The sequence below is a fragment of the Marichromatium gracile genome (assembly GCF_004343155.1).
GTDB lineage: Bacteria > Pseudomonadota > Gammaproteobacteria > Chromatiales > Chromatiaceae > Marichromatium > Marichromatium gracile.
This window is the reverse complement of the sequence record NZ_SMDC01000010.1, coordinates 24,814-37,258: the sequence shown is the minus strand read 5'-3', so window position 1 is coordinate 37,258 and position 12,445 is coordinate 24,814. Positions and strand designations below refer to the sequence as shown.

13 protein-coding genes are annotated in these 12,445 nt (G+C 67.4%); 4 read left to right on the top strand and 9 right to left on the bottom strand.

Annotated features, from left to right (window positions below):
* Positions 1-48: 48 nt before the first annotated feature.
* From EDC29_RS13270 to EDC29_RS13260, 3 genes are all read left to right on the top strand, one after another.
* Complete coding sequence (locus EDC29_RS13270; protein WP_123141099.1) at positions 49-249, top strand: DUF2061 domain-containing protein; 201 nt, start codon at positions 49-51, stop codon at positions 247-249.
* Positions 250-443: 194 nt separating this feature from the next.
* Positions 444-1,814 (top strand): EAL domain-containing protein, encoded by a 1,371-nt coding sequence (locus tag EDC29_RS13265; protein ID WP_123141100.1) that lies wholly within the window; start codon positions 444-446, stop codon positions 1,812-1,814.
* A gap of 1,024 nt (positions 1,815-2,838) precedes the next feature.
* Entirely contained in the window at positions 2,839-3,054 is a 216-nt protein-coding gene (locus tag EDC29_RS13260; protein WP_123141101.1) for a cold-shock protein, read from the top strand.
* 111 nt (positions 3,055-3,165) lie between these two features.
* On the opposite strand, the gene EDC29_RS13255 is transcribed toward EDC29_RS13260, so the two are convergent.
* From EDC29_RS13255 to EDC29_RS13215, 9 genes are all read right to left on the bottom strand, one after another.
* Positions 3,166-4,008, bottom strand: a complete 843-nt coding sequence (locus EDC29_RS13255; protein ID WP_132230272.1) for an SAM-dependent methyltransferase — start codon at positions 4,006-4,008, stop codon at positions 3,166-3,168.
* Positions 4,005-4,826, bottom strand: coding sequence for a glycine/sarcosine N-methyltransferase (locus tag EDC29_RS13250; protein ID WP_123142470.1), 822 nt, complete (start codon positions 4,824-4,826; stop codon positions 4,005-4,007). Before EDC29_RS13250 ends, EDC29_RS13255 begins: the two co-directional genes overlap by 4 nt.
* A 455-nt stretch (positions 4,827-5,281) precedes the next feature.
* Positions 5,282-5,590, bottom strand: a complete 309-nt coding sequence (locus EDC29_RS13245; RefSeq protein WP_223806077.1) for an Hpt domain-containing protein — start codon at positions 5,588-5,590, stop codon at positions 5,282-5,284.
* 127 nt (positions 5,591-5,717) lie between these two features.
* Positions 5,718-6,914, bottom strand: a complete 1,197-nt coding sequence (locus tag EDC29_RS13240) for an ABC transporter permease (RefSeq protein ID WP_123142471.1) — start codon at positions 6,912-6,914, stop codon at positions 5,718-5,720.
* 11 nt (positions 6,915-6,925) lie between these two features.
* Positions 6,926-8,131: an ABC transporter permease gene (locus EDC29_RS13235; protein WP_132230270.1), complete on the bottom strand. Its 1,206-nt coding sequence runs from the start codon at positions 8,129-8,131 to the stop codon at positions 6,926-6,928.
* Positions 8,131-9,204 (bottom strand): GGDEF domain-containing protein, encoded by a 1,074-nt coding sequence (locus tag EDC29_RS13230; protein WP_132230268.1) that lies wholly within the window; start codon positions 9,202-9,204, stop codon positions 8,131-8,133. The genes EDC29_RS13235 and EDC29_RS13230 overlap by 1 nt, the downstream gene beginning before the upstream one ends.
* Before the next feature lie 108 nt (positions 9,205-9,312).
* Positions 9,313-9,978, bottom strand: a complete 666-nt coding sequence (locus EDC29_RS13225; RefSeq protein WP_123141107.1) for an ABC transporter ATP-binding protein — start codon at positions 9,976-9,978, stop codon at positions 9,313-9,315.
* Positions 9,975-11,123, bottom strand: coding sequence for an efflux RND transporter periplasmic adaptor subunit (locus tag EDC29_RS13220; RefSeq protein ID WP_123141108.1), 1,149 nt, complete (start codon positions 11,121-11,123; stop codon positions 9,975-9,977). The genes EDC29_RS13225 and EDC29_RS13220 overlap by 4 nt, the downstream gene beginning before the upstream one ends.
* A 69-nt stretch (positions 11,124-11,192) precedes the next feature.
* Entirely contained in the window at positions 11,193-11,579 is a 387-nt protein-coding gene (locus EDC29_RS13215) for a DUF805 domain-containing protein (RefSeq protein ID WP_123141109.1), read from the bottom strand.
* Between the two features lie 164 nt (positions 11,580-11,743).
* Between EDC29_RS13215 and EDC29_RS13210 the strand changes: the two genes are divergently transcribed.
* A complete protein-coding gene (locus EDC29_RS13210; RefSeq protein ID WP_123141110.1) occupies positions 11,744-12,442 on the top strand; it encodes a Crp/Fnr family transcriptional regulator in 699 nt (232 codons plus the stop codon).
* Positions 12,443-12,445 lie beyond the last annotated feature (3 nt).

Sequence of the window (12,445 nt, the reverse complement as noted above, 5' to 3'; positions counted from 1 at the left end):
GGTCTGGGTCTATGCTTGTCCTCAAGGTAATCGAGGAGGGTAGCGACCATGATCAAGACACTCACCTTCGGCGCGGTGCACATGACGGTGGCCTTCACCGTGGCCTATGTGATGACCGGCAGCTGGGTCGTCGGCGGCGCCATCGCCCTGGTCGAGCCGATGATCAACACCGTGGCCTATTTCTTCCACGAATTGGTCTGGGAGCGGATCCGCAAGCGGCCGAAGATGATCGCGACCGCTGAGGTCTAGGCGGGGATGCCCGATGTTGCCGGTGACGGCCGTCTGGCGTTGTGATTCGACAGGAGTCTGACGCCTTCGATTCATCTCGGGACGGGGTGTTGTGCTGGCGCGGTCGATCCTTTGGGGTTGCGTTAGTTCTGTGCTCGACTTATTTTTGCGCATTGGACTCGCTGCTGGCGCAACCACTCACCAATGGACTTTGGATGATCGAGAAAAAGCACATCCTGTGTGTGGACCCCGAACCCTTCAAGCTACGCATCCCTGCGTTGCTCGGTCGCCGGGGGGTCAAGGTTGCGCTGAACGCGGCCAGTGATCAGGCGTCGCTCGATCAGGCCCTGAGCGAACCGGGACACTGGGATCTGGTGTTGTGTGAGGCCGGGTCCTTCTTCGATCTGGCCCTCGATGAGCGTCTTGATACGATCGGTGACGTCCTCGATGCATCGGTGGTGCTGATCAAGCCCAGAGACAGCCAGCTCTCGCCGGCCGAGGGCTATCGGTGGGGCGCGGCCGATGTGGTGATGAAGGGCGATACCGACCACTTGCTGATGGTCTGCGAGCGCGAACTCGGCAATGCCGTGCTGCGCCGGCGCTTGCGCATGCTCGAGCAGGTCGAGACCGCATCGCCGGGGGTGGCGCCGGGGCATGCCGACAGTCGTGAGGGGCGGCGAGGAGGGCGTGCTGTGGTGATCCCGACCATCACCGACCTGAGCAAGGCCGCGACCCATGATTCCGAGCCCCAGACCGAGTTCGTCGCCGAAACCACCGTCCACGAGTCCGGGTTGTCGGCCGAGCAGTTGCGGATCAAGTCGCTGATCGATGAGGGCGGTCTGACCCTCGAGTTCCAGCCGATCGTGCCGCTCGAGGCGCCCGAGCGGGCCCGCAGTCAGTTCGAGGCACTGGTGCGGCTCAAGGACGAGTCCGGGGCGCTGATGCTGCCCGGCGACTTCCTGCCGACCATCGCCGAGGCGGGCTGGATGGGCAAGATCGATCTGTGGATCTACCGGCGGGCGCTGACCATCCTCGAGGAGCTGCAAGGTGCCGGTCGCGCCGATGCCATGCTGTTCGTCAACCTCGCTACCGAGACCCTGCGTTCGCGCGCCCTGATCAAGGCCATCGGCGGCTTCACCTCGGCGGCGCGTATCTCCTCGGGCTCGATCGTGGTCGAGCTTCATCGCGATGCCTTCGTGCGCGAACCCGAGGGGGTGGAGCAACTCGCCGAGCTGCTGCGTCTCAATCGTCATGGTCTCCTGTTGGAAGACCCCGGTGTCGGCGACTGTCGCTTTCTCGAGCGTCACGGCGGGCTGATGACCCATGTCAAGCTCAACCGCAGGATCACCCGTGGTCTGGTCGAGGGCGAGGTCGAACAGCGGGATCTCGACCGTCTGGTCGGTTGCGCCCATGCCCGCGACATCCAGGTGATCGCGCTGGCGGTGGAGAGCGCCCGGCTGCTGCCGATGCTGTTCAGCGCCGGGGTCGATGCCATCCAGGGGCACTTCGTCAGCATGCCCTATCAGGACCTGATGTACCCGGCGGTTCAACGCATCGAGTCCGAGTCGAGCTTCATCGAATCCTGAGCGTGCGGTGCGCCAGACGCAGATTTTCGTCGCCAAGGGCGGGATTCAGGGTTACACTAGCCGGCATGAGAATTTCGATTCCGCTTTACTGAAGGCCGCCTCCGTCGCATTTCCCCCACTCGCGGTATCACCGCCGATCACCATCGCATTTCCCCCAACGCTCGTTGTCCCGACCGCATGGCTGTCGTCTTGCGTGGAACAGGCGAGGTGTATCCATCATGTTCGTCCCGATAGCAATGACAGCCGCTGGCCGTGTTGCCTGAGTGGTCCTGGTGATGATGTGGTGATAATGAAACGGTGCAAAAGGGATGACGGCGAACGCCCATGTTGCGATTACGTTCTCCGGTTTACACTGGCCAAATAGAATCGCATAATGACGAAGAAGCACTGGTGATGCAGGACGCATCACCTCGAGAACGAATACGCCGGATGCGTGTGCTTGATGGAAGGATAGTTACGCGGGACCCCGTGGAGTCGGAGTCCGGTGTCGGGTTGACGGTCATGTTGGCCGCGGGCCCGGCGAACCGGCCCAGTGCCGCCCTAGGTGGCCAGTGGTCGTCCCGCTCGGAACCAATACCGCCCGATCAATCGCATGGGGCCACGGGCCTTGAGATCACCGCGAAAGCGACTGCCGCTCTGTGTGAGCGTCGCTGCCGAACGGTTGATGCTCGGTCACGATGATGCCCCTTCCCCCGGTCAGGACAGCCATGGTCATCAGTGTGTGATGACAGGTCGTCCGTGCTCGTGGAGGTATGCCGAACGGCATTTCGCACGCCACTGAGTGGTGTGTGGCGCTCGGCACGCCGCGGAAGCCTGGTCTCGTTCATCGACACGGGTCGATAACGGATATGGTGCGACACCTGGTGTCGCCACCGATTGCGGGATGCCTGCGTGGCTCCCGTTCGATTCGTCATCCTGTCCGTGACAGGGTGATGAAGCCGCGCTCGTAATTGCGTGCGGGACGCGGATTTTTAGCAATACCGGCGAGATGAATGCCGGTGCTTTATATTGTGATGAGGTTGATATGCCAGGCGAAATGGTTTCCGGGACGGTTAAGTGGTTCAACGACGAGAAGGGTTACGGTTTTATTGCGCGTGAAGGCGGCAAGGACGTCTTCGTGCATTACAGCGCGATCAATGGCGCTGGTGGCCGCAAGACCCTGCTCGAGGGTCAGCAGGTGACCATGCAGGTCACCCAGGGCCCGAAAGGCCCCCAGGCCGAGAACGTCAACCCGGTCTGAGCCTGATCCTGGCCCGGCCCCTGGGGCCCGGGCCGATCAGGGCGCGGATCGGGTGCCCGTCACCCGATCCGCTGTTCTCCCGACGTCCATGCCCGTCGGATGTGAGCCGATTCAGTCGGTGCGTTTACGAAAGTGCATGATCCCCCAGCGCAGATAGCCGGCGCGCCCCGCCTCGACCCAGCGCGTGAGACCGTCCTGCATGCGCGCGGCATAATTCGCCGAGATCTTCCCTGCCAGCTGTTCGCGCGACCTCTCCAGCACCTCTCCGACCCGGCTATAGTGAACCGCCAGCTGTTCGGTGAGATCGATGATCTCGACCTCCTCGAGCCCGTTGTCCACGGCCGTCGTACGATAGAACCTGAATGACCCCAGTGTGCTGAGATGGATACGCTCGAGCACCGGCTGCAGCACCCCTGACGGACAGTCGTCGGTCTGCATCGGGTCGGTGAAGACGAAGCGCCCGCCCGGGCGTAACACCCGTGCCACCTCGGCAATCACCCGCTCGCGCTCGCCGCTGTGCAGGATGGCGTCCTGCGACCACACCAGATCGACGCTCGTCTCGGCGAGCGGGATCGACTCGAAGCTGCCGTCACGCACATCGATGCGATCCTCCAGTCCCTGCTCTCGATTCATCGCGCGGTTGCGCGCGTTCTCCTTCTCGCTGAGGTTCAGGCAGGTCACCGTGCAGCCGAAGGTGGCGGCGAGATAGCGCGCCGCGCCGCCGAATCCCGAGCCGATGTCGAGCACCCGGGTCTCCGGGGTGATGGGCGCGGCGACCGTCGCCATGCGCTCGACGGTACGGCGGCTGGCCGTGGCGATCGCCTCCTCGGCATGCTGGTAGATGCCGATATGGATGTCCTCACCGCCCCAGACGTGGAAGTAGAAGTTGTCGGCATCCTCGCTGTTGTAATAGTTGCGGGCGGTCTCGACGACCTCGGAGTAGGGTGCGCTCATGCGTTCTCGTCCTCCTGGCGATAGCGCTTCTCGGCGACGTGGATGAAGAAATCGGGCTGATCCTCGCGATAGGTCTCCTTGAAGTCGCCGTAGGTGGTCACCTTCTGGAAGCCGACCTCGTGCAGCAACCGGCGCAGATAGTTCTTGCGCAGCGGGAACATGTTGAGATGGAAGACGTTCTCGCCGGGGAACTCGTAGCGGAAGCGGGCGAGCGAGTCGTCGACGTGCTCGGGGGTGGCGCGGACGTTGTCGCCGCAGTAGTAGAAGTCGTGGCTGGGCGCGACCTGGTGATCGAGCAGGGCGTCGTAGTTGCGCTGGTCGATGATCAGGATGCCGTCGTGACGCAGTGTGGCGTAGAACTCGGCGAGTGCCTTGCGGCGGTCGCGCTCGTCGAACAGATGGGTGAAGGAGTTGCCGAGACAGATCGCCGCGTCGTAATAGTCGTGGACGTCCTGGTTGAGCCAGCGCCAGTCGGCCTGCACGGTGCGCAGCAGCTTGCCGTGGCTGCGGGCGTTGGCGAAGGCCTTGGCCAACATGTTGGGATTACCGTCGGCGCTGGTGACCTCGAACCCTTCCTTGAGCAACCGGACCGAGTGGAAGCCGGTGCCGGTGGCCACATCCAGCACCTTGCGCGCACCGTGCTCGCGCAGTACCCGGACGAAGAAGTCGCCCTCGCTCTGGGCGCGTCCGTCCCAGTCGATCAGCTGGTCCCACTTCTCGACGAAGGACTGGATGTATTCGGCCTGGTAGTGATCGGTGTGTCTGACTGCAAGCGGGTCGTTGCCATAGTCCTGCTGGGTATGCGTGGGGTTGTACATGGCGTCGCTCCTGGGCCTGCTCGGGTCGGTGGTGATGACGTGTGTACGCCTCGCGGGGTGGCGATTCAGTGGCCAGTGCGGAGATGGCGCACGGCATGGCGATACACGAGAGGTCTTCTTCTGGCGCCGGAATACACCCTGGTATACAGGGGGCGCTCACTGAAAACAGCGCGATTGCGCACTCGAAGTGGCAGCTGGATGCCGCCGGATGATGGTCGGGGTGGCCCCGACTGGAAGAGGGTTTTATCCTACAGGGCTGACACCACGAATCAACCCGCTCGTGGATTTTGTTTCATTTAAATCTTTGTTTTCGCTATCAGAGAATCTGATTGCCGGGCCGTGCCTGTTGGCTCGCCGGGGCCTCTGAGGCGTCGGCGGGAGCGGAAAAGGGTGCACCTGGAGCGGGCGAGGAGGGAGACTGGCGGGGGGAGGTCGAGTGCGGTTTGGTTGGCTTTCTATCCGTGTTCGATCGTCTCCCGATCCGGCATGCTGCTCAGTCGTCCGGCCTGGGTCGCGACCTGCTCGATATCGTGATCGATGCGCAGGGCGTCACCGATGCGAGCGGCGCGCTCGAGCGCGTCGAGTGCGGCATCGAGTGCCGGTACGCCACAGTAGCGGATGACCGTGCGCATCTGATGGACGTAGTCGGCCAGGCCCGGCCAGTCGCTCTCGGCTCGACAGGCGCGCAGCGCCTCGAGTTCGGCCGGCAGCTCCGCGCGCAGGGCGCAGAACAGCTCGTGGGCGAGCTCAGCGTCGCCGCCCACGCTGGCAAGGGCTGCTGCTGGATCGCGAAGCGGTTGTGCGGGTGCTGGGGTCGGCATCATCGTGCTCCACCGCCGAGTGTTTCGGCGACTCTAACCCCAGTTCCCCTTTCCGTCCAACCCGCGCGGCTCATTGCTCGTGCAGTGCCCGCACCGGGTCGAGTCGCGCCGCGCGCAGCGCCGGGACGACCCCGGCGACCAGCCCGAGCAGCAGTGCGCCGCACTCGGCCAGCAACACGAAGTCCCAGGCCGGTTGCAGCGGCAGCCCCGGCAGTGCGAGCCCGAGCAGCACCACCACCAGTGCGCCGATGGCGAGTCCGACGAGTCCGCCGAGCAGCGCCAGCAGCATCGCCTCGAGCAGGAACAGCCAGCGGATCTGCTCGCGTCCGGCGCCGAGCGCGCGCAGCAGCCCGATCTCGCGCCGACGCTCGCCGACGGCGATGGTCATGATGGTGAGGATGCCGATCCCGCCGACCAGCAACGAGATCGCGCCGAGCGCCCCGACCACCGTGGTCAGCGCGCCGAGCACCGACCCGAGTACCGCGAGCATCTGGTCCTGGGTGGTGATGGTGAAGTCCTCGGTGCCATGACGACGGATCAGCAGCGTGCGCACCCGCTCGGCCACCACCGCGCTGTCGGCATGACGGTCGTAGAGCAGGTCGATCTCCATCAGGCTGTCGCGGTCGAACAGTGCCAGCGCCCGCTCGGCGGGGATGTAGAGGGTGTCGTCGAGGTCGAAGCCGAGCATCTGGCCCTTGCGCGCCATCACCCCGATCACCCGATAGGGCTCGCCGCCGACGCGGATACGGGCGCCGAGCGGCGAGTGCTGGCCGAACAGCTGCACCGCCAGCTCCGCCCCCAGCACCGCGAAGGCCGGCGGATTGGCGCCGCGTTCGGGGAGGAAGCGACCGCTGGCCAGACGCATCGACCAGATCTCGGGGACCCCGGGACCGGCGCCGAACACCGTGGTGCGGCGGCTGCGCCCGGCGTGCTCGACGGCGACATTGCCCTGCACCACGGGGACCACTGCCTCGACCTCGGGGAGACGCGCGAGCGCACGGGCATCCTCCAGGCTCAGTGGCCGGACGTTGGAGACCAGCGCCCCGGACATCCCCAGGGTGGTGGTGCGTCCCGGCGAGACGGCGATCAGGTTGGTGCCGAACTGGCTGAACTCGGCGAGCACGAAGCGGTGCACGCCCTCGCCGATCGCCGTCAGCAGCACCACCGCGGCGACCCCGATGGCGATCCCGAGCACCGTCAACAGGCTGCGACCGGGGCGCTCGCCGACCGCGCCCAGGGCATAACGCATCAGGTCCGTGGTGCGCATCGTTCCGTGCCTCAACGACCGTTGAGCGCCGCGACCGGATCGAGCCGCGCGGCCCGTCGTGCCGGCAGCAGTCCGAACACCAGCGCGCTGCCCAGTGCGGTGAGCACCGCCGCCAGGCTCGCCCAGAGGGGCGCGGCGAGGGTGAACCCGGCGAACTGGCGGTCGATCAGCCAGAGCAGGGCGTGACCGCACCCCAGCCCGGCGAGACTGCCGAGCGCACCGAGTATCAGGGCCTCGGTGAGGAAGAGCGCGCGCACCTGGGCCGCACTCGCCCCCAGCGCCTTGAGCAGCCCGACCTCGGCGCTGCGCTGGGAGACCGACACCAGCATCACGTTCATGATCAACACCCCGGCGACCACCAGGCTGATCGCAGCGATCGCCGCCACCGCCAGGGTGAGCGTCGAGAGGATCTGGTCGAAGGTGCCGAGCAGCGCGTCCTGGGTGATCACGGTGACATCGTCCTCGCCCTCGTGGCGGTCGCGGACGATGGCACGGATCTGCTCGGCGGTGACCGTCAGATCGGCGCCGACTCGCCCCTGGACCAGCACCCGGAACAGCCCGGGGTTGTCGAACACCGCCTGGGCCGAGGCCACCGGGATCAGTGCCAGATCGGCCATGTCGGTGCCCAGCGACACACCGCCGCCGGCGAGCACGCCGATCACCCGGAAGCGCCGGTCGGCGATCCGGATGCGCTGCCCGAGCGGGCTGGCGGTGCCGAACAGCTCGCGCGCCAGGGTCGCGCCGAGCACCGCCACCGGCGCCGCGCGCCCGGGATCGGCGACGGGCAGAAAGCGCCCGGCGGCCAGCGTCAGTTCGCGGATGGCGAGATAGTCGGCGGTGGTGCCGAGGATGCCGACCTCGCGCGCCAGCGCCCCGGTCGACACCGGGGCCTCGCCCATCGCTACCGGGGCGACCCGCGCGACCCCCGGGGCGCGCAGCAGCGCCAGGGCGTCGTCCAGGGTGAGGTCGCGTGGGGTCTCGCCGAGCAGGGGTGGCGCGCCCCCGGTGGTCTCGTTGCGCCCGGGGACGACGATCAGCAGCCGGGTGCCGAGCTGGCTGAACTCGTCGAGCACGAAGCGGCGCGCGCCATCGCCGATCCCCGACAGGACGACCACCGCCGCGCAGCCGAGGGCGACGGCCAGCAGGGTCAGCGCGGCGCGGCCGGGGTGGGCGACGAGCGCGCGCAGTGCGGTGGTGGCGGTGTCGTGGGGGCGCATCAGTCGGCTGCCTGGTCGTCCTCGGTCATGGCATAGCGGTCGCGCCCCTGACGCTTGGCGCGATAGAGGGCCTGATCGATTGCGCGGAAGAAGGTCGCGCGGTCGTTGCCGGGACAGAAGGTGCCGACCCCGAGGCTTGCGGTGACCCGTCCGGCACGGGGGAAACGGTGTGCGCGGACGGTCCCGAGCAGGTCGCGTGCGAGCTGCTCGGCCTGACGGCGCGAGGTGTCGGGCAGGATCAGCGCGAACTCCTCGCCGCCCCAGCGCGCCAGACTGTCGCTGGCGCGCGTGCGTGTGGCGAGCAGCTGCGCGAACTCGTGCAGTACCGCGTCGCCGACATCGTGTCCCAGGGTGTCGTTGATCCGCTTGAAGTGGTCGAGATCGAGCAGGATCAGCGAGAAACAGCGCTGATGACGACCGGTCTTGGCGATCTCGCGCGCGAGCATCTCGTCGAACATGGTGCGGTTCCAGAGACCGGTGAGCGGGTCGGTCATCGACAGGATGCGTATCCGGTTGAGCGTCTCCTCGCGGGTGTGCTCGTAGTAGTAGATGATGCCACCGCCGACCACCAGTGTGACCAGGGTATTGAACAGCTTCCTGGCGGGGTTGAGCACGTCCCAGTGCAGCCAGTCGTAGGCGAAGACGGCGAGGACGGCGGCGACGAAGACCAGATAGGCGAGGGTGGCGGCACGCGGGCCGTGCAGCGGGTAGGCGAACAAGGGGTAGAGCAACAGCATCAGGTAGGGGGTGCTATCCCCCTTGGCTTGGATGATCAGGTACAGCAGCATCGCGCCGGCGCAAGACGAGGCCAGCCACGCCGGACCCTGCAGGCTGGCGCGACGGCGAAAATGCCATAGCGCCAGCAGTATGGTCGCCACCATCGCCAGCTGGATCCGGGCGAGCGTCGAGTCGCCGAGGACGATGAGGTTGAACAGTGCGGCGATGGTCATCACTGCAATGAGGGCGAGCAGGGTGAAGTTGAGCAGCTGCGCGCGACGAAACAGCAGCGGGTCCCGAGCAAAGCGCTGTGGCGTCTCGAGCAGGCGCTTCAGCGACTGCAGTGGCATGGGCATGGCGAGGGTGCCTGGTACAGGTGTGTTGCCTGGGATCGCGAAGTGCGATGGGGCGAATCCTGCCGTCCTGGTGCACGTGCGTCCATGCAGAGGCCTCGGTGTGGACCGTCAGTGGGCACGGATGCCGCCGTCCTCCATGTCGATGCGCCGTCCGGCGCGTCCGCCCACGACCGGGTCGTGGGTGACCACCACCAGGGTGACGCCCTGGTCGTTGAGCGCCTCGAGGGTGGCGATCACCTCATCGCCCGAGCGTCGGTCGAGGTTGCCGGTGGGTTCGTCGGCGAGCAGCAGCCCCGGTTGCATCACCGTGGCGCGGGCGATCGCCACGCGCTGGCGCTGGCCGCCGGAGAGCTGGTCGGGACGGTGGTCGGCGCGGTCTGTCAACCCCAGCCGGTCGAGCGCCTGGGCGACTCGCTCGCCTCGCGCCGCGGGCGCGATGCCGGCGAGCATCAGCGGCAGCTCGACGTTCTCCGCGGCGCTCAGTCGCGGGATCAGGTGGAAGGACTGGAAGACGAAACCGATGCGGTTGCCGCGCAGCGCAGCGCGCGCCTCCTCGTCGAGGCCGGTGGTCTCGATGTCGTCGAGCCGGTAGCGGCCCTGGTCCGGGCGGTCGAGCAGACCGAGGATGTTGAGCAGGGTGCTCTTGCCCGATCCCGACGGGCCCATGATGGCGACATAGTCGCCAGTGTCGATATCCAGCTCCACCCCATGCAGTGCCCGCACCTGCTGCTCGCCGACACGGAAGCTGCGACTGATCCCCCGGAGCGCGATCATGGCGCCGGCTCGATACGAGCGCCGTCGGTCACGTCCTCACCGCCGAGCGTGCGCGCCACGCGGTCGCCGGGCGCGAGACCGGAGCGGATCTCGGTGCGCTCCCAGTTCTCGATCCCGATGCGGATCTCGCGTCGTTGCAGTCGTCCGCTGGTCGGATCGAACAACAGCACGCTTGGCGTGAGGCCGGCCTGGATCGCCGCAGTGGGCAGTTGCAGGACCTGTTCGCGGCGCTCGACCACGATCTCCACGTCGGCGCTGTAGCCGGCGAGCAGTGGCGTGTCGGTCGGCGGTTCGGTCATCACCACCTCGATCTCGACGGTACGCGCCTGCTTCTCCTGGTCGAAGACATAGGGAGCGATGCGGCGCACCACCCCGGCGAAGACCCGATCGCCGAATGCATCGAGGGTGATCCGCGCCTCCAGCCCGAGGGCGATGCGCGCGGCGTCGACCTCGTCGATGGGGGCGGAGATGTAGTAGCAGGCGTCGTCGATGAGATCGATCGCAGGGGGTGTGGGGATGCCCGGCGGCGAGGGGGTGACGTACTCGTTGAGCTCGCCCGAGACCTCGGCGACCACTCCGGCGAAGGGTGCGACGAGCCGGGTCCGCTCCAGCTCGGCGCGCGCAACCCCGATCTGGGCCTGGCTGACCTCGGCGTTGGCGCGTGCCGCCTCGCACTCGGCTGCGCCGGCGCGGGCGGCGGTCTGGGCGCGGTCGAGCGCCTCCTCCGAGGTCATCGCACGGGTATCGAGCCGGCGCTGGCGCTCGGCCTCGCGCCCGGCCTGCTCGGCGTGCAGACAGGCGGCGCGGGCGCGGGCCGTGGCCGCTTCGGCCTCGCGCTCGGCGAGCTCGACACGGGCGACGAGGTCGCGGTTCCAGAGTTCGAGCAGCAGCTCGCCGGCGCCCACCCGATCGCCCTCGTGGACCTCGAGACGGGCGATCTGACCGCCCAGGCTGGGCGCGAGTCGGGCACGCCGACAGGCCTTGACGGTGCCGGCGCGGGTGTTGGCGACCAGCCGCTCGATGGCGCCCTCGCTGACCGCGACCAACTCGACCCGGGGCGGTCCGGGTCGACTGATGTACCACCACAGCAGCAGCGCGCCGCCGAGCGCGAGGACGAGCAGGAGGGAGGGCGACGGCCTTTTCATCGGGGACGGTGTCCGAGGCTGGTCGGGGCACCATTGTAGCGCGCCGGACCAGCGGGTGCGATGCGTGGCTCAGGCCTCGCGTCTACCGAATGCCTCGGTCGGCAGCACCAGCAGCAGCAGCAGCAGCAGCAGATCGAGACCGGCGATCAGCTCGTGACCGAACAGCGCCCCGATCATCAGGCTGAGCAGCGCGATCAACAGCAGTATCCACCAGCCGGGCAGCCCGGCGTCACGGATGCGCTTGGCGGCGATGTTGGCCTGGGCGACCAGCAGCACGGCGGCGATGGCGACCAGCACCGCCAGCTTGATGTCGGCGATCAGCGCCGAGTCCTCGGGCCCCTTGGCGAGGCCGAAGCTGGCCAGCACCAGCAGGGCGATCAGGGCGGCGTGACAGCCGAGATAGGCGAGGCGGGAGAGACGACCGTGCTTGATGTCGCCAAAGAAGATCGTGAGCATGTCTGGGTCTCGTTGCGGGGTTCTCGTTCGGGACGCGATCGGCTGGCGCTGCGCCCCACGGATGCGGCCGCTCGGCGCGCGTCTCCCAGAGTATACCCGGCCTGCGTCGCCTGCCCGGCTGCGCTAGCATGGACGACGAACGGTCGAAACCTTGGGGATGGACAGTGTCGCAACGCGAGATCATCGAGTCATTGCGCGCCGCGCCCCTGCTCGCGCGGCTCGAACCGGCGCAGCTCGAGCGGGTCGCCGCGCGGACCACCCGTCTCACCCTGGCCGCCGAGCAGTCGCTGTTTCTCCAGGGCGACGCGGCCGAGCGTTTCTTTCTGGTATGCGCCGGGCAGATGCAGCTCTACCGGCTCGCGCCCGATGGCGCGCGCAAGGTGATCGAGATCGTCTCCCCCGGGCAGACCTTCGCCGAAGCGCTGATGTTCCTCAACCGCCCGAGCTATCCGGTGTGCGCCAGCGCGCTCGCGCCGACCGAGCTGATCGCGATCGACGCGGCCGACTTCGCCGCCATGCTGCGCGAATCGGTCGACACCTGCTTCCTGCTGCTCGGGGCGCTGAGCCAGCGGCTGCGTGGCCTGATCGGCGAGATCGACCATCTCACCCTGCACACCGCCAGCGGTCGGCTGGCGCGCTATCTGCTCGAACGGCTGCCGCCGGAGCGGCGCGCGCTGCGTCTGGAGGTCCCCAAGGGGGTGCTTGCCTCGCGTCTGTCGATCCAGCCCGAGACCTTGTCGCGGGCGCTGCGTCAGTTCGTCGATGCCGGTGTGATCGCGCTCGAGGGGCGTCATGTGACCCTGCTCGATCGCCCCCGGCTGGTCGAACTCGCCGCGCTCGAGCCTGGGCTCGGGCCGGAGTGAGCC